Origin of the sequence: Streptomyces sp. NBC_01264 (assembly GCF_026340675.1) — a bacterium.
GTDB lineage: Bacteria > Actinomycetota > Actinomycetes > Streptomycetales > Streptomycetaceae > Streptomyces.
The window spans coordinates 1,277,329-1,293,772 of the sequence record NZ_JAPEOX010000001.1 but is presented as its reverse complement, the minus strand read 5'-3'; the positions used below and the strand labels follow the sequence as shown (position 1 = coordinate 1,293,772).

General features: G+C 74.0%; 12 protein-coding genes and 1 pseudogene. 4 read left to right on the top strand and 9 right to left on the bottom strand.

What is annotated here, in order from left to right; all coding sequences use genetic code 11:
- Positions 1–91 precede the first annotated feature (91 nt).
- From OG435_RS05835 to OG435_RS05825, 3 genes and pseudogenes are all read left to right on the top strand, one after another.
- A pseudogene (locus OG435_RS05835) lies at positions 92–487 on the top strand (MFS transporter); the annotation flags it as partial.
- Between the two features lie 100 nt (positions 488–587).
- On the top strand, positions 588–1,640 hold the full coding sequence (locus OG435_RS05830; RefSeq protein WP_266875726.1) for a LacI family DNA-binding transcriptional regulator: 1,053 nt from the start codon (positions 588–590) through the stop codon (positions 1,638–1,640).
- Positions 1,641–1,779: 139 nt separating this feature from the next.
- On the top strand, positions 1,780–2,031 hold the full coding sequence (locus OG435_RS05825; protein WP_266875725.1) for a hypothetical protein: 252 nt from the start codon (positions 1,780–1,782) through the stop codon (positions 2,029–2,031).
- A gap of 37 nt (positions 2,032–2,068) precedes the next feature.
- On the opposite strand, the gene OG435_RS05820 is transcribed toward OG435_RS05825, so the two are convergent.
- Entirely contained in the window at positions 2,069–2,584 is a 516-nt protein-coding gene (locus tag OG435_RS05820; protein ID WP_266875724.1) for a putative immunity protein, read from the bottom strand.
- 48 nt (positions 2,585–2,632) lie between these two features.
- Complete coding sequence (locus tag OG435_RS05815) at positions 2,633–3,952, bottom strand: ROK family transcriptional regulator (RefSeq protein WP_266875723.1); 1,320 nt, start codon at positions 3,950–3,952, stop codon at positions 2,633–2,635.
- A 221-nt stretch (positions 3,953–4,173) separates the two neighbouring features.
- Here OG435_RS05815 and OG435_RS05810 point away from each other — a divergent pair, with 221 nt between their 5' ends.
- Positions 4,174–5,091 (top strand): NADP-dependent oxidoreductase, encoded by a 918-nt coding sequence (locus OG435_RS05810; RefSeq protein ID WP_266881543.1) that lies wholly within the window; start codon positions 4,174–4,176, stop codon positions 5,089–5,091.
- Between the two features lie 114 nt (positions 5,092–5,205).
- On the opposite strand, the gene OG435_RS05805 is transcribed toward OG435_RS05810, so the two are convergent.
- From OG435_RS05805 to OG435_RS05775, 7 genes are all read right to left on the bottom strand, one after another.
- Positions 5,206–6,279 carry a DUF1996 domain-containing protein gene (locus OG435_RS05805; RefSeq protein WP_266875722.1) on the bottom strand — a complete coding sequence of 358 codons (1,074 nt, stop codon included), beginning with the start codon at positions 6,277–6,279 and terminating at the stop codon, positions 5,206–5,208.
- Between the two features lie 129 nt (positions 6,280–6,408).
- Positions 6,409–8,610, bottom strand: coding sequence for a discoidin domain-containing protein (locus tag OG435_RS05800; RefSeq protein ID WP_266875721.1), 2,202 nt, complete (start codon positions 8,608–8,610; stop codon positions 6,409–6,411).
- A gap of 241 nt (positions 8,611–8,851) precedes the next feature.
- Positions 8,852–9,208: a hypothetical protein gene (locus OG435_RS05795; protein ID WP_266875720.1), complete on the bottom strand. Its 357-nt coding sequence runs from the start codon at positions 9,206–9,208 to the stop codon at positions 8,852–8,854.
- 954 nt (positions 9,209–10,162) lie between these two features.
- Complete coding sequence (locus OG435_RS05790; protein WP_266875719.1) at positions 10,163–13,159, bottom strand: poly(A) polymerase; 2,997 nt, start codon at positions 13,157–13,159, stop codon at positions 10,163–10,165.
- Positions 13,159–15,042 carry an RNA ligase family protein gene (locus OG435_RS05785; protein ID WP_266875718.1) on the bottom strand — a complete coding sequence of 628 codons (1,884 nt, stop codon included), beginning with the start codon at positions 15,040–15,042 and terminating at the stop codon, positions 13,159–13,161. Before OG435_RS05785 ends, OG435_RS05790 begins: the two co-directional genes overlap by 1 nt.
- Before the next feature lie 75 nt (positions 15,043–15,117).
- Complete coding sequence (locus tag OG435_RS05780) at positions 15,118–15,783, bottom strand: NAD(P)-dependent oxidoreductase (protein WP_266875717.1); 666 nt, start codon at positions 15,781–15,783, stop codon at positions 15,118–15,120.
- A 127-nt stretch (positions 15,784–15,910) separates the two neighbouring features.
- Positions 15,911–16,405, bottom strand: coding sequence for a hypothetical protein (locus OG435_RS05775; RefSeq protein WP_266875716.1), 495 nt, complete (start codon positions 16,403–16,405; stop codon positions 15,911–15,913).
- Between the last annotated feature and the right edge of the window lie 39 nt (positions 16,406–16,444).

The window sequence follows — 16,444 nt, the reverse complement described above, 5'->3', positions numbered from 1 at the left end:
CCTCCTGTGTGACGCGTTGCCCCGTGTCGTGCCCACACCTGGGATGGCCGCAGGCTAACACCGTGACAACCCGGCCGACCAGGGAAAAGATCTTCCGCGGTGCGCTGCCGAGGGGGCCGCGCGGTGCCCCGAGGCGGCCGGAGGAACTGCTTCGCGTCGCCTGCCCCTCGCCGTCGCACTCGGTTCTCTGATCGGACTGACCAGCGGGTTCACCTCGACCGTGACGGGTGCGCTGGTCCAGACGGAGACGGACCCCCGCCATCTCGGACGGGTCACCTCGGTGACGACCCTGTGCACGCTGGGCCTCGCTCCCGTGCTCTTCCCCGCCGTCGGCGTCACGGTGGCGCTGTGGGGAGCGGACGCCTTCTTCGTCGGCTGCGGGGCGATCTGCCTGCTGGCCGCAGCCCTCGGCCTGGCCGTCCCCGTGCTCCGCCGAGCCGAACTCCGGGCGCCCGAGCCCAAGTCACCCGCTGCCGTCGCCGGTTGATCCGGCCGGTCGCGGCGCGTGCTATCCGCCCGCGCGAGGGGAGGCGGAGGTCCGACCGGGGTCCGGGAGGGGGCAGGGCGCGGGCGGCTAAAGTGCCGACATGGACGCAGCGAGCACGGCCACCGGCACCGGGACGGCCCCCGGCACCGGTACGGCCCCGACCCTGGAGGACGTGGCCCGCGCCGCCGGGGTGTCCCGGGCCACGGTGTCCCGCGTGGTGAACGGGGTCCGCAATGTGGACCCCGCCATCCAGCAGGCGGTCCAGCGGGCCGTCGCCGCGACCGGATACGTGCCGAACCGCGCGGCCCGCTCACTGGTGACCCGCCGCTCGGGTGCGGTGGCGCTGGTGGTCTCGGGCGCCGGCGCGGACACCGGCCGGGTGTTCCAGGACCCCTTCTTCGGACGGGTGGTGAGCGGGGTCGTACGGGCCCTGCGCCCGCGCGGGGTGCATCCCGTACTGCTGTTCGCCGACGGGGACGCGGACCGCGCGCAGGTGGTCTCGTACCTCACCCAGGGCGGCGGGGACGGGGCGCTGCTCGTCACCACCGACGGCCGTGACCCGCTGCCCGGCATGCTCGCGCGGGCCGGCCAGCCCGCGGTGCTCTTCGCCCGGCCCGCCCCCGGGATCCCGCTGGACTGGGTGGACCTGCGCCACCGCGAGGGCGGGGCGCTGGCCGCGCGGCACCTCCTCGCCCGGGGCTGCCGACGCCTCGCCGCGATCGGCGGCCCGGCGGACGTCCCGGCGAGCCGGGACCGGGTCGAGGGCTTCCGGGAGGCGCTGGCCGGAACGGCGGTACGGGTGGCCGAGGCGGACTTCACCCTGGACGGCGGCGAGCAGGCGATGCGCGCCCTGCTGGCCGAACACCCCGACCTGGACGGGGTGTTCGCGGCGAACGACCTGATGGCCCAGGGCGCCTGCCTGGTGCTGCGCGAACACGGCCGGCGGATCCCCGAGGACGTGGCGGTGGTCGGCTTCGACGACTCCGGCGCGGCGGTGGCGGCGAGGCCCCGGCTGACGACGGTCCGCCAGCCGGTGGAGGAGATGGCGGCGGAGATGGTCCGCCTCCTCCTGGACCGGGTGGCCGGCACGGCCGCGGCGGACCCGGCGGCGGTGCTCTTCGACCCGGAACTGGTGGTCCGCGACTCGGCGTGAGCGCCGGCGGCGGCCCGCGAGGAATTCCGGGTGCGGCCCGGCCGGCGTCCGGCCGTCATGCCCGGACGGGGCAGGTCTCGAGGGCTGGCAAGCCGTCCTGGACCTCGTCACCGAGAACGGGTGGCGCGGCGAGTACTCCGTGACCGAGGGAGACCCGCTTCCACTGCCGTCGGCCGAGGCGTTCTTCGGCCGGCCCGTCGGCGTCGATCGACCGAGGATGCGGGTGGACGTACTGTGCGGGTTCCTCGGTGCGGTCGGCCGCAGGCTGCGCCGGCCGGTGGTGCTGGTTTCCGAAGGGGACGAGGATCGGGGGCGACCGCTCGTCGGCTTCGACATAGGCCGTGACCGTGTGCTGTTGCGGCCGAACGGCCAGGCCCCGTACGGGACATGAGGGCGGCGGAGATCGCTCCCGGTGCCGGAGGCCGTGCTCAGCAGTCGAAGGCCGACCAGCAGATGTCGTTGCGCAGCCGCTGGTCGTCGAGCACGAGGGCGCGGATCGCCTCCGGGAGCTGGTCGCGCTGCCAGCGGCACTCCCGTCGGCCCGCCGCCTCGCCCTCCCCTTCCGGCGCCGCCGCGCGTGCGGCCTTGATCGCATAGGCGGCCGCACCGAGCTCGTGCGCGGCGACGTGGGCGACGGCCCCGGCCTGGCCCGCGGCGTACGCGGCGTGGCGGGCCGCTCCGCGCAGGTCCCTGGCCGCGCCCATCGCGTGGCCGCCCGCCGCGCGTGACACGGTCATGGTGACCTCGCCGCGCACCCAGGCGCGGATGTGCTCGATCGCCTCGCGCGGCCGCGGGTCCTCGGGCCGGACCGACTCGAACAGGCCGAGGACGTGCTCGGCGCAGGACGCCGCCCACAGGGCGAGGAGGTGGTGATCCGCGTCGGTGAGGGTCCCGCCCCGGCGGATCGTCACCAAGCGCGGGTCCCGGTCCTTCGGGAGGATCATCGTCCGCTCTCCTTCGGTGGAACGGGCCCGGGCTCCGGCCCCGGCACTCTACCCACGCGCCCCCGCCGCCGCCGAGCCGCCGCGGGTCCGGAGGGAGGTCTGCCAGCCCGGGGCCTCCGCCGTGGGTTCCGGCGGTGTGCGCCGGCCGCCCGTGGTGAAGAAGGCCGCGAGAGGGAGGGTGGCCGCGCCCACGGTGACCGCGTCCGGGCCCAGCGAGCCCATGTCGATGGTGACCCGGGCGGCGGGATGGCGCAGCGAGTAGCGCGTCGCGTGTTCCCGTACCGCCGGGAGGATGTGCGGGCCCAGCATCAGGCCCGCCCAGCCGCCGATCAGGATCCGCTCGGGCTGGAAGAGATTGATCAGGTCCGACAGGCCCGCTCCCAGGTACTCCGCGGTCTCGTCGAGCACCTCCAGCGCGGTCGCGTCCCCGCGGCCTGCCGCCGCCAGGAGCCCGGCCAGGGCCTCCTCCTCGTCCCCGGCGACCGCCTCCCCGCCGCCGCCCCGCTCCGCCCACCGCGCCAGGAGCGACTCCGCTCCCGTGTACGCCTCCAGGCAGCCCAGCGCCCCGCAGCGGCAGCGCCGTCCGCGGACCTGGACCGTGAGGTGGCCCCACTCCAGAGGCGCGCCCTCCGTGCCGGCGCCGTCCGGGGAGCCGTCGGTGATCAGGCTCGCTCCGATGCCGGAACCGAAGAGCACGACCACCGCGTCCCGGGCCCCGCGACCCGCGCCGAACCACATCTCCGCCTGCCCGAGCGTGCGGGCCCCGTTGTCGATGAGGTACGGGACCTCGGGCGGTACGGCTCCGGTCGCCCGCAGCAGCGCCTCCAGCGGGACCGCGTCCCAGCCGATGGTCTGCCCGTGCACGACGGTCCCGCCCGGCGCGTCGCGGTCGACGATGCCGGGTACGCCGACGCCCACCCCCAGGAGCCGGTCCGTCCCGACCCCGGCCCGCTCCAGGACCGTGGCGATCCCGGTCCGTACGTGGTCGACGATCGGGCCGACGTCGTAGCAGCCGCGCGGCTTCAACGAGAGTTCCGTGCGGGCCAATTCGGTCAGGGTGAGGTCGAACAGCTCGACCCTGACCCGGGTTTCACCGACGTCGACGCCGATCATGTGCGCGCTGCCGGGCGCCACGCGCAATAGCGTACGCGGGCGGCCTCCGTCCGAGTCGACGACGCCCGCCTCCTCCAGCAGTCCGTCCGCGACGAGTTCACCGACCACGTTGCTGACGGATCCCGAACTCAGCCCGGTCGCGGGGCCCAGCTCCTGCCGGCTCATGGGCGCGCCGAAGTACAACTGCTGCAGCACGGCGCTGCGGTTGCCCCTTCGCAGGTCCCGCACCGTACGTCCACCGCGCCCCGTCGTCATGTGGCTCCTTCCGCCCTGACACCGATCGCAACATACCCTTGCGCGACCCCTCGGTGCGACCCTTTGCCCCGACTTACCTCACATCGTGAATTAATTCCCGCCGCGCCGCGCCCGCTCCTCCTCCCCAGCCGGACGCGGCTCTTCGTGGTGGGATGGGGGCGGGGGCAGGCGAACGGCTCACGGAGAGGCGAGAAGGTATGTCCGAGGACCAAGAGGGCACCATGCGGGCCATGACGTACGACACGTACGGCGGAGTGGAGGTGCTCTCCGAGACCCGGATTCCGGTGCCCAAGGTCGGACCCGGCGAGGTCCTCGTCCGGGTGCGGTGCGCCTCCGTCAACCCCGTCGACTGGAAGATCATGGCCGGCGGGCTCGACGGCCTGATGGACGTCGTGTACCCCGTCGTCCCCGGCTGGGACGTGGCCGGGACCGTCGAGTACGCGGGCATCGACACGCCCGAGTTCACCGCGAGCGACGAGGTCATCGCCTACGCCCGCAAGGACTACGTCCACGGCGGCACCTTCGCCGAGTTCGTCACCGTGCCCGTACGGGCCCTCGCGCGCAAGCCCGCCTCCCTGACCTGGCAGCAGGCCGCGGGGCTGCCGCTGGCCGGCCTCACCGCGTACCAGCTGCTCACGCGCCTGGACACCGGCAAGGAGGACACCGTCCTCGTGCACGGAGCCGCGGGCGGCGTCGGCTCCATGGGCGTGCAGATCGCCCGCGCGCTCGGGGCCCGTGTCATCGGCACCGCCTCGGCCCGCAACCACGACCGGCTGCGCGAGCTGGGCTGCGAACCCGTGGAGTACGGGGACGGGCTCGCCGGACGGGTCCGGGAGCTGGCGCCCGACGGGGTCACCGTGGTCGCCGACTTCGTCGGGGGAGTCCTCGATACCACGCTGGCGGTACTGGCCGAGGGCGGTCGGCACGCCTCCATCGCCGACCACACCGTGCTCGGCTCCGGCGGCCAGTGGATGTGGGTACGGCCCGTCGGCGAGGACCTCGCCGAGCTGGGCCGGCTGGCCGACGCGGGGCAGCTCACCGTCAACGTCGCCGAGACCTTCCCGCTCACGGAGCTGGCGGCCGCCTTCGCGCTCAGCCAGGAGGGGCACACCGCCGGGAAGATCGTCCTGGAGGTCTGAGCCCCGGGAACCTGTGGGCGCACGACCGCGCGCCGCCCGGATCGGTCCGGGCGGCGCGCGGGTGTGAGGGGGGCGTACGCCTTGCCGTGGGCGGTCTCCGGGGGGAGCGGGCGCCTACGGGAGGCGGCCGTCAGGGCCGAGCACGGTGCCGGCCTCCGGGTGGAACTGGTCGTAGCCGCGGTTGTTGCACTGCAGGCCACCCTTGATGCAGTGCTCGACCATGGCGTTCAGGGTGCGCTCGTCCCACGCGTTGAAGAAGTCGTAGTGGAAGGTGTGGCCGGTCCCGCTGGACAGCCTCACTTGAGACATGTCACCGCTGACCGGGAAGGCCATCTTGAACTCGACCATCGGGACCGCGACCGGGTGGGAGGCGGGGCAGACGTTGTCGTTGTTGCCCGGCTTGGTCACCGGGTAGGCCATGTGCGCCTTGTGGTCCGGGACGTCGAGGTTCTTGCCGTCCCAGCAGCTGGGCGACTGCATGCGGATGTTGAGCTGACTTCCGGCGGGGCAGTTGGCCGGGAACTCGGTGTTCTTGAAGCTCTCGCCGCACTCCCAGCCCTCGACCCAGCCCTTGTGGGCGCGGAACTCGGCCGCGGTCTGGGTCGGGCTGCCGACGAGGAAGCGCAGTCCCTTGGGGAAGGGGCGCACGCTCGTGTAGTCGGTGACCCCGGTCTTGTAGTAGATCACCTGGGGGCCGGTGGGCAGCACCTTCTGGCTGCCGTTGAGGAGCGTCGGCATCCAGTAGCCCGACAGGTCGCCGAGCGCGGTGCAGGCCGTACTGCCGGCGCTCAGGGAAGCGGTGGTGCTGTTGCCGTCCGTGCCGGTGTTGCCCATGAAGGTGTGGTCGTGGGAGGCGCCGGGGCGGCCCGCGTAGACGATCGGGTCGTCGGGCGCGGTCTTGGTGACCGAACAGTTGGCCTGGAACTCGTGGAAGTACCGGTCCGGCGGGTTGTTCCAGGACGGGGTCACGCCCGTGACCTGCGGAACGGCCGGGATGTAGCCGTCGCCGTCGGGGTCGTCGCCCCCGGCGACCGCCGCCACGGCGGAGTGGTCCATGTTCATGTGGACGGCGCCGGAGTCGGGCGAGGCCTGCGCGGTGAGCGTCGTGGCGCCGAGTCCGGCGGCCGCGGTCACGGCGATGGCCGCCGAGACCAGGAGTGCGGACAGGGTCCGCGGTCGGAGATGCATCGTTCGTTCAGCTCCTTCTGGAGGGAGGGGGAGGAGGGGGCGCCGGGTTGGGAGAGCGCTCTCTCGCGTGCCCCGGAAAGCGCGGGACGGCCGGTGGCCGCCCCGCGACTTCCGGGCGTCAGGGGTTGATCAGGGGAAAGAGACGACGGTGGAGGGGATGGTCGAGGTGCCCGAGGTCGGCGCGCCCGTGTTGTTGATGACGTGCTCGTACTGGCCGTTGCCGCCGAGGGAGACCACGAGGATGTCGTGGAACTTCACGCCCGGCTTCACCGGGACCTGGAAGCCGTGGTCCTGACGGATCGTCGGGTCGACGTTGTAGTAGCAGTAGCTGCCCAGACCCCAGCCCTCGTGGGTGTTGACGGAGTCGGCGACCTTGTAGGCGGCGTACCCCTTGACCGAACCGTTCTGGATCGCGGCCTGGTTGGGCGCGTCGTACGCCTTCTCGTTCTGGAAGAAGATCGTGCGGCCGCGCTCGCCGTTCCACTGCACGTCGTACTTGTTGAAGTGCTCGACGAACAGGCCGGTGGCCAGGACGTCGTCACCGTTGACACGGAATCCGTAGTCGGAGCGGTTGGTCTCCCAGCCCACCCCGTCGCCGTGGTCGGCGCGCCAGATCCAGGTGTGGTCGACGATCGTGTCGTGGTTGTTGATCACCATGCCGACCGTGGCCTTGCCCGCCCCGGCGCCGCCGACGCGGATGAACACGTCCTGGACGGTGGTCGGGTTCGCCGCGTGGTCCGTGGTGGTGCCGGCCGGGCCGACCTCCAGCAGGCTGGGGGAGTTGACCTGGCCTGCGTCGACCAGGAATCCGGCCAGCTTCACGCCGTCGACGTCGCCGACCTTCATCGCCGTCACCCCGTTGTCCGGGATGATGGTGGCGAGGCCGAGGCCCAGGACCACCGTGTCCGCGCGGTTGACCTGGATGGTCTGGTCGACGTGGTAGACGCCCGGGGTGAAGAGCAGGTGCAGGCCCTGGGCCAGTGCCTGGTTCATCGTCGCGGCGCTGGTGCCGGGCTTGACCACGTAGAACTGGCTCAGCGGGATCGAGGAGCCCTGCGGGGCCCCGTTGCCCCACGAAGTGCCGCGGGCGTTGGTGCGCTTGGCCGGGACGAACACCTTGTACTCGGAGCCGTCCAGGTACAGGAACGGCTTCTCCCGGGAGACCGGGGTGGTGTCGAGGGTGGTGTAGCGCGGCTCCGGGAAGGCCTGTGCGGGCGCGCCCTGGGTGCCGGAGAAGACCTGGTTCCAGACGCCGTTGGACCAGCCGCCGATGGAGCTGTCCCGGGTGTACCACTGCTGCTGCGAGTAGTTGCCGACCTGGCCGTCGATCTTCGAGTCGGCGATGAAACCGCCCGAGGACCAGCCGTAGCCGGAGGGAGCCAGGTTGAGGCCGCCCTTGACGTGCATCCGGCGGAACGGCGCGGCCTGCGAGACGGCCCAGCGGTCGGTGCCGTTGACCGGGTTGAGCGCGAGGTTCTCGGCCGAACGCCAGAAGTTCTGGGTGGCGTTGCCGCCGAACCAGCCCGCGTCCACGGTGACGTCACCGTTGATGGTGGTGTCGTCCGGGCTCAGCCCGAGGCCTGAGATCGAGGTGTAGAAGCCGATCTGGGCGTTGAGGCCGTTGTAGGTACCCGGCTTGAAGAGGAACTGGTAGCGCCCGGAGCCGAACTGCGCCGACTCCTGCTGGGCGAAGACCTCGTCCAGCTTGGCCTGGATGTTCGGCGTGGACGGGTCGAAGACGATCACGTTGGGGCCGAGGTCACCGCCGCCGGGGAGCTGGGGGCCGGTGCCCCCGGTGGTGCCGTAGACCTGGAACTCCCAGAGGGAGTAGCCGTATCCGGTGGTCCGCTGGGTGCCGTACACGCGGACGTAGCGGGCCGTGCCGGTGATGTCGTGGGTCTGCACGCCGCCGGTGCCGTTGGCGGTGGAATAGGCGGTGGACCAGTTGGCGCCGTCCGTGGACAGCTCGACGCGGTACGCCTTCGCGGCCGCGGTCTCCCAGCGCAGCACCACCTGGCTCAACTGGGCGGCCGCGCCGAGGTCGACCTGTATCCATTGCGGATCGGAGAACTGGCTCGACCAGCGGGTCCCGTTGTTGCCGTCCACGGCGGCGGAGGCGGGGGTGCCGGCGCCCTCCGAGGAGGAGGCGGTGACGGACTTGCCCTGCGAGAGGAGCGTGGGCGCGGCGGTCGCCGCGGTGCTCGGCAGGAGCACGAGGAGGGCCGCGACGAGGGCGCTGGCCAGGGAGGCCACGGTCAGCCGGGACGGACGCGAGGGGCGATGAGACGGGTGGCGCGATGGGTGGGGTGGGCGGGCGGCGAGGAGGGGCATGCGGGGCTACTCCTGACGTTGTGGATCCGGGGGGATCGAAGCGTGAGTGAACTGCCCGGCGCCTGGGCCGTCAAGGGTTTGAGCGTTCATGAACTGAAGATCCAATGACGTGTCAAGCACGCATCAGGGCTGTGAACTTGGAGTTTCTTCAATCCTTGTGAAAAGTGTTGACGAAAAAACTTTGCACGACTCTACTGATGCTACGGGCTGATGCCCTGACCGCTCCGTTCCGCCGTGCCCGCTACGGCGGGACGGGGCTCCGGCCGAGAGTCCTGCGCCGTGTTCGGAGGGTGGGGCGCGATGGCTGGCGCGCCGGTGTCGTGTGTTCGTTAGTTGTCGTCAGGCGGGCAGCGCCTCCGCCAGCCAGGGCGCGGGCGAGGTGGTGGTGGAAGCCCCGGCTGGAGACGATCAGGCCGTCGTGTACGCCCGTCGTGTACGCCCGTCGTGTACTGCCGTCGTGTACTCGCAGCACCTGGATGTTGGCGGCCTCGAAGGTCTGCCCGGTCACCCGGTGGTGCAGGTGGTGGTCGAACTCGGTGACGACCACCTCCGGGCCGTCGGTCGCCCGGACGGCCGCGGTGACCGGTGCCAGCTCCACGGGTGAGCCCGCGGCGACCTGCGCGAACCGCTCCCTGAGCGCGGGCCGCCCCTCGGCCCGGCGGGGCCCGACCGGCTCGACTTTCCGGCCGGGGAGGCGGTCATGCTGTGCAGGCTGGAGGAGATGGCGGCCCGCGCCGCGCGGTTGGCGGCCGGGGCTGGGCCCGCCGGGGCATTCGTCGCCTGATTCCGCCTGGTGGTGGAACAGCAGGAGGGTGGGAAGGAGTTAGCCCGGGCCCTCACCGCGGCCGGGGTGGGGGCACGCGTCCCTTCAGGGCCCGACCGTGGAGATTCAGGCCCTGCCGGCCGGGGCGTAGGAGTCCGGAGCGGTCTGCCGGGATCTGGGCCTGCCGGAGTTCTCCGCCCTGCCGGCCGGCGTCGGCAGGGCCATGGAGCAGTGCGGGCCGGATCCGGCACCGCGGGAGCGGATCGTCGAGGTGGTCTCCGACGCACGCGCCCGAGCTGAACCGGAGGCGGGCCGAGGCCGTTTCTGTCGGATCTTGCCGGGCCGACGGCGTCTGGCATCGTGGCTGGCCGCGCTGTCGAGCCGACCACGTACGCCCAGTGGGCGTGCGCCCCGGCAGCGCGCCCAGGCACGGGATCAGACGTCGCGGGCTCGGTCGGCAAGATCCGAAAGGGACGACCTTGGGTGTCGTGCCGATCGGGCAGGGCCCGTAGTGGGCGGTGAGCCCGGTGGGTCCGGTCGGTGGGATGGTCAGGGGGGGGGGCGTCGCCGCAGGGGGCCCGGGTCACGTCCGTTCCGGGGAGGGGCGCCGACCACGGGGCCGGTCGGGCTCGCGGTGGGCGGTGGGCTCGGTCGGTGGTGTGGTTAGGGGTGGTCAGGGGGCGTCGCCGCAGGGGGCCCGGTCGCGTTCGTCCCGGGGAGGGTCGCGGACCACGGGTCCAGTCGGGCTCGTGGTGAGTGGTGGGTCCGGTGGGTTCGGTCGGTGGGTGGTTAGGGGAGGTCGGGGACGTCGCCGCACGGGGCCCAGGTCACGTCCGTCCCGGGGAGGGGCACCGACCACGGGTCGGTGAGGAGGGCCAGGGCGGGCGCGTCCGGGGGCGTGGGGCCGAGGCCGATCGCGTAGCGGGCCAGTGTCGCCGTCCGCTCGAAGGGGTGCGGCCAGGCGTGCGCTTGTGCGCAGCCGGCCTCGGCCAGGGCGCCGAGCAGGGTACGGAGCCGTCCGCGCGTGCGGCCCAGGTTCTCCTCGAAGGTGCCGGGCCGGGACCCCGTCACGGTGACCACCGCCCACGCGGCGTGCCTGCGGTGCAGGGGTGGGCGAGCGGAGGTGAGCTCCCGCGCGGAGCCCGCCTCCAGTGCCTCCCATGCGGCGTACAGATCCAGGGAGAGCAACTCCGCCATCCCGAGGACAACTTGGGAGGTACAGGTGCGGACGGGCGCGGAGGGCGTGAGGACGGTGACCGCATCTATGGCACCTGTGCCCCCCGGTCCGCCCTGGCCGGCCGCGCCGTCGTCATCGGGGCCGGGGTCCGCGAGCAGGGTCACCGGAGTGCGCCAGTCCCAGGCGGCCCAGGTGGCGAAGAAGGTGCGCAGCAGGCGCCCGGGGGAGAGGTCGGGGGCGGAGCGGACCGTGTGCGCGGCCAGCACGGACCAGGCGAGTCCGGGCAGGCCGCCGAAGGGCGCCGAGTCCAGTCCCCGGGACCGGGCCCAGGCCTTGACCTCCCGCGTCAGCCGGGCGAATGCCGCGTGCTCCGGGCCCACGAAGTCCCGTACCGCCTCGGCGTCGCTCACCGCGCTCAGTGCCATCGCCGCGGCTTCACCCAGCTCCGCGCGCCGGGCCGCAGCCCGGTCGGGAGGCACCTGGCCGGTCCCGACCACCACCAGGTCCACGTCCAGCCCGGTTACCCGGAGCCGCAACCCCGGCACCCGGGCGCCGCTCACCTCGCGGAGCCGGTGCGCCTCAGGGAGCGCGGAGGCGATCCGCGCACGCACCTCCGACAGGTCCACCGGGCCGGGGAGCGCTGCCACCAGGTCCAGATCCGCGCCCGGCAGCGCGCAGCCCATCCGCCGCGAGCCGACCACGTGCACGACCCCTTCCGACAGGGCCGCCGCGATCCGGTCCGCTGTCGATACGGCCTCGGCTCCGGCCCCGGCCTCAGTCCCGGCCCCGGCCGGGGCGGCGGGATCGCCCGTGGTGTTTGGGGTGTCCACGGCACCCGGGGCCGGCGTCGTTCCGTCCGGCGCGGCGGGCCCAACGGCGTTCGCCGTGGCGGTCGCATCCGCATCCTCCCCCGCCGCCCCGAGCGGTTCCGGGGTCCACCGAATCCGGCCGGTGCCGAGTTGGACCGTCGCCCGGATCCGCATCGGGCCGTCGCCGCGGCGGGACAGTACGGCGAGGGAGTCCACGCGGGCGGACCGGCCGCCGCCGAGGCGGGTCGTGAACTCGCGTTCCGCGCGGCCGGGATCGGGGCTGCGGCCCAGTGTCAGGTGGGGTGTGAACCCCTCGGCGCGGCCCCGGCAGCCCGGGAATCGCGCCGCCAGGGACCGCCGCAGCTCCTGCCACGGCGCTTCGCCGGCCGCGGCCGGATCCAGCCACAGGGTCGAGCCGAAGGCGTACACGCCCTCCAGCCGCGCCGTGAACGCGGCCGATTCCGCGGCCGCTTCGGCCAGTAGGGGCAGTGCCGCCTCGAAGGAGGACTCCGGTACGAAGCCGAAGAGCAGGTTCACGTGCGCGGGCCAGCGCTCCGCCTGCGGGTCGTGCGCGCGGCGCACGGCCTCCACCGCCTCGTCCGCCGGCGGCAGCCAGGCCACCGCCGTCCGCGAGGTGGCCCGGACGTCCAGGACCGCGTGCCCGGGGACATCATCGGCCGCCGGGGCGTGGTCCAGCGTGGCCTCGACCCCGTAGTGATCGGAGATGAACAGTCCGTCCGCCGAAGGGGAGTCGCCGCGCAGCGCGGCCCGCGCCACACGAACCCCCGCTGAGCGTAGGAGGATCCGGTCAAGGCGCGATGCCCGGCCCGACAACGAGCCCACCGCCGCCAGGGGGTTGGCCATCGGGTCGAAGGTCGGGGTCTCGTCCAGCGGCCCGCGCGCCTCGGTCCAGGCGTCGCGCAGACCCAGCACCGCCGCCGGACCCTCCGCGCCCGACCGGCCGTCGTTGAAGTCGCCGAGTAGGGCCACGTCGGCCGCCTCGATGCCGATCAACCCCTCAGCGAGGCGGGCCAGTTCGACGGTACGTCGGTCCTCGCCCCGCTCCGTGTGATCGCTCGTCAGGTGCGTGGCGGCGACCACCAGCGGTCCGCCCGCCGTGTCCACGGTCACCGCGACGACCGCCTTGTGCGGGCCCAGCACGTGAACGCCCGCCTCCCGGACCGGCAGCCGGCTCAGCACCAGCAGCCCGCTCTCGGCCACGTCCCGGCCGCCCGGGTCGGCGGCGACCGTGTACCCGGCCCGCACCCAGGGTTCGGACAGGAGCATGCGGAGCAGGTCCTTCTCCACCTCCTGGAGCGCGATCACATCGGCGTCGGCCGCCGCCAGATCGGCCAGCAGCAGCGGCCTGCGCCGCTCGGTGGCGATGCGCGGGGCGTCGTACCGGTCCCAGAGGGTGTTCCACGTCAACAACCGCACAGTAGAGGGGTGTTGGGCATGGGGCGTGCCGCTCTCCGGCGCCGCCCGCCACGCGCCGCCGCCGGACGCGTCCCAGGCGTACGCGGTCCGTGCGGTGAAGAACGGCGCCCGCAACAGCCTCGGGGCGCGGAAGGCGGCGGTGCTGTCGATGACGTCGACGCCCGTCGCCCGGTCCCACACCAGCTCGCCGTCGGCCTCCACGAACAGCACCCGGTGCCAGGGGATGTCGCCCCCGGGCACGAAGGACGGGAGGGGCACCCGCTTCGGCGCGGCTCCGCGCTGGAGCAGGCCCAGCGTGAACCGGGCGGGGTCGAAGCGGGGATCCCAGCGGACCTGGTGGTAGAGCTCCTCGCTGGTACGCATCAGCCCTCCTCACGGGTCGCCGTACGGGCCGCCGCGTGGACTGTCGCCCCGCTCGCCGCCCTGCTTGCCGCCCCGATCGTGCCCGCCGTGTCCTCGACGGTTCCGTCCGCCCCGATGTACCAAGTGCGGTGCGCCTCACCGGGATACGGCGGTGCGAACCGCCGCACCTGCGAGGCCAGCACCGGCTCCGGTACCGGGTGGGCGCGCGTGGAGTTGCGGCGCATCAGCGCCGCCTCCCCGACCAGCAGCACGGCGTGGGTGACCAGCGCGTCACGCCGCCGCGCGACCGCGCCGGCCAGAGCGCGCTGCCGGGAAGTGAGGGAGGTCGCGTCCCACACCACCGTGCCCCCGCGCCGCGCGGCCGAGGCGAGTGCGGAGTCCAGCCGGTCGAGGCCCTCGCGGAGCACGTCCGCGTTGTCCCGCTGGTCGGCGCGGGAACCCCGGGCGCCGCGCAGGTCGTCGAGGCTGATGTGGGCCTCCACCCCGGGCAGGTTCCGGGCGTACGTGCTCTTCCCGCTGCCCGAAGGTCCGCAGAGCTGCACCAGACGCGGGAAGGAGGCGCCGTCGCGCCATCGCCAGGTCGCCGCGACCGCCTCCTCGGCGCCGGTCAGTTTGCCCTGCCCGTAGGCCTGGCGCGCCTCGGCCCAGCAGCGGTCGGCTGCGTCACCGCCGCCGATACGGGCGGCAGAGTCCCCGTCGCCGTTCCCGTACTCGTCCCCGTCGCTCACGCCGGCTCCGGCGAGGGCCTCTCGCAGCCCGGCCCGCAGTGGCTCCAGGGGCGCGGGCCCCAGCAGCCCGGCCTCCTCGGCGTGCAGTGCGGACCACTCGACGCACTCGACGGACTCGCCGGACCCGGGAAGCGCCCACGCCAGGGCGTGCAGCACCCCCAGGTCGGCCGCTTCCGCCATCCGTACGAGCCCTGCGCGCCGTTCCGTGTCCGGGTAGGGGAAGGGCCTGCGCAGCGCCGGGTGGAGCCCCACCAGGTCGGCGACGCGCCGTGCGGTGGCCATCCCGAGCGGCCCGGCCGCCAGCCGGGAGGCGAGGGCGGCTCGCGGTACGCCGTGCAGGGCCGCCGCCAGCAGCCCGGCCAGCCGCTCCTCGCCGGACCTGCGCACGCCCAACCCGTCGATGCGGTCCGCCACTTCGGCGACCAGTCCCTCGACGTTCGCCGCCTCGGCCACCGTGTCCCCTCCCACGGCCCGGAGCAGCCCGGCCGCGTCCGGATCCGCGCCCGACCGGGCGTCCCACAGGGCGGCCGCGGGACCGAGTCCGTTCGGCACGACCTGGGCGTACATCCAGTGCGTGTCCGTCCACACGTGCCCGCCCCGCACCCACTTGGCCACGCACCGCCCGAAGTCGGACCGGTCGAAGCCGGCCGCCGTGCGGACGACGTAGCCCTCCTGCCGCGCCGTGTCCAGCCGGAGCCGGCGCAGCGCCCGTTCGTCGAAGATCCCGCGCCACAGCACGCGCGGTCCCGGGACCCCGAGACCGCGCAGGAAGAGCGTGGTCCGGTCCCAGTCCAGACAGTGGTCGCCGTCCCACACCGAGAACCCGTAGAACCACGCGTCGAGTTCCTCGTACGCGAGTGAGTGCCGGGCGTAGACGTTCTCCCCGCACACGCGCCAACCGGCCGGGATCCCCGGGCCGATGCGGCTCTGCAGGCCCTTCACCCAGGCCCGCGACGGATGGTGGCCCGAGTCGAGCGAGCGCGCGTGCAGGCCGTCGGCGTAGAGGGTGGTGTTCTCGCCGTCGAGCTTCTCGGTGACCACGACCTCGCGCCCGGCGAACCCCGCCAGCATCCCGGGCCCGGTGGTCCGCACGTCGTCGGACGTCGCACCCGGAGACCAAGGCAGGTGCGGGGTCCGGGGATAGTGCGTGCGCATGATCCGCTCCCTGCGGGCCGAGGCTGTTGCCCGGTCACTGTAGGGAGGCGGAACCCGCCCGGACCAGCGAATATCTCAGTACCCGACGGTGAACCGCCTGCCCGCGTGCGCGTCGCGCTCGATCTCGTCCAGCAGCGCGACCGCGAAGTCCTCCGTGGAGATCAGGCTCCTGCCGTCATCGTCCACGACGAGCTCGTCGAGCCCCAGCCGGTACGTGCCCGTCCGGGTGCCCGGCTCGATCGTGGCGGCCGGGCTGAGGTTGGTCCAGTGGACCTCGTCCACCGGAACGGTCCGCAGGAAGTCGAGGGCGTCCCCGTGGGCGTGCATGACGGCGAGCACCGGCGCGGGGATCCCGGCCTGGTCCCAGACCTTCGGCCCGCCGGGGGTGCGCAGGGACCCCGCCCCGCCGACGGTGACCACGCGCGGCCGGGGCCCCTCCTCGCCGAGGCCCTGCACTCCGCCGATCAGGGCCTTGGCCGCGGCGACGAGCGTGCCGGGATCCCCGGAGCCCGGGCCGTACGCGCTGACCACCACGTCCTGGCCGGTGGCCGCCCGGGTCACGGACGCGGGGTCGAGGACGTCGCCGCGCTCGACGGTGACGTCGGCGGAGCTGGCTTCGGACTCGGCGAAGTGCGCGGGATCGCGGACGACGGCCGTGACCTGGTGTCCGCGCCCGAGTGCTTCGTGCATCACCCGGGATCCGATGGTGCCGGTCGCGCCGAAGAGAGCGATCTTCGCCATGGCCACTCCTGGAGGTGGGGGCTGGAGGGGCCCCGGTCGGGGTCCGCCGGGCCCATCCAAGCGAATCCCGCCGCCCGCGCCCGGGAGCGCCACGCGGTCAGCGGCAGCGCGGTCGCTGCCAACCCCGTCAGTGGCACAGCGCCACGATGGCCGGGTCCACCGTCCCCCGGGCCGCCGCGCACAGCGGCGCCATGTCGTATGAGCGGTTCGGCGCGGGCCGGGCGCGCCGTGCCTTCGCCGCGGGCGCCGCGGGCTTCTTCGGCGAAGCCCGCCGGGGGCGCTCCGGCCGGTGCCGGGGCGCGGCGGGCTTCACCCGGCTCCGCGGCCGGGCGGCGGCGGGCGCTCGGGGCGGTTCCTGCTGCCCGGCGACCGCGGCCCGGGGCGCGGGAGTCGAGGCGTCGACCGGTACCGGTACGGGTACCGGCGCCGCGTCCGGCGGGACCTCCGGCAGCGTCCCCAGCGGCGCGGCCCCGTCCGCCGGCCCGGGCAGGCCCGCCCGCACCTGCGTCGGTACGGGACTCGCCCCCGACCCGGGTACGGCCCCCGGCCCGGCCGGCCCCACGGTCACACACCCGGTCAGACATCCGGCCGCCACGGCCAGAGCGACGATGATCAGGGGCACCCTCGGTCCCCGGCGCGACTCCATCCGCCCACCCTGCCC

Coding starts and splice junctions, on each gene's coding strand:
- OG435_RS05790 (WP_266875719.1), bottom strand. CDS start 13,159: ATGCGTACCAGCGAGGAGCTCTACCACCAGGTCCGCTGGGATCCCCGC.
- OG435_RS05815 (WP_266875723.1), bottom strand. CDS start 3,952: ATGACGACGGGGCGCGGTGGACGTACGGTGCGGGACCTGCGAAGGGGC.
- OG435_RS05810 (WP_266881543.1), top strand. CDS start 4,174: ATGCGGGCCATGACGTACGACACGTACGGCGGAGTGGAGGTGCTCTCC.
- OG435_RS05780 (WP_266875717.1), bottom strand. CDS start 15,783: ATGGCGAAGATCGCTCTCTTCGGCGCGACCGGCACCATCGGATCCCGG.
- OG435_RS05820 (WP_266875724.1), bottom strand. CDS start 2,584: ATGATCCTCCCGAAGGACCGGGACCCGCGCTTGGTGACGATCCGCCGG.
- OG435_RS05830 (WP_266875726.1), top strand. CDS start 588: ATGGACGCAGCGAGCACGGCCACCGGCACCGGGACGGCCCCCGGCACC.
- OG435_RS05800 (WP_266875721.1), bottom strand. CDS start 8,610: ATGCCCCTCCTCGCCGCCCGCCCACCCCACCCATCGCGCCACCCGTCT.
- OG435_RS05805 (WP_266875722.1), bottom strand. CDS start 6,279: ATGCATCTCCGACCGCGGACCCTGTCCGCACTCCTGGTCTCGGCGGCC.
- OG435_RS05785 (WP_266875718.1), bottom strand. CDS start 15,042: ATGCGCACGCACTATCCCCGGACCCCGCACCTGCCTTGGTCTCCGGGT.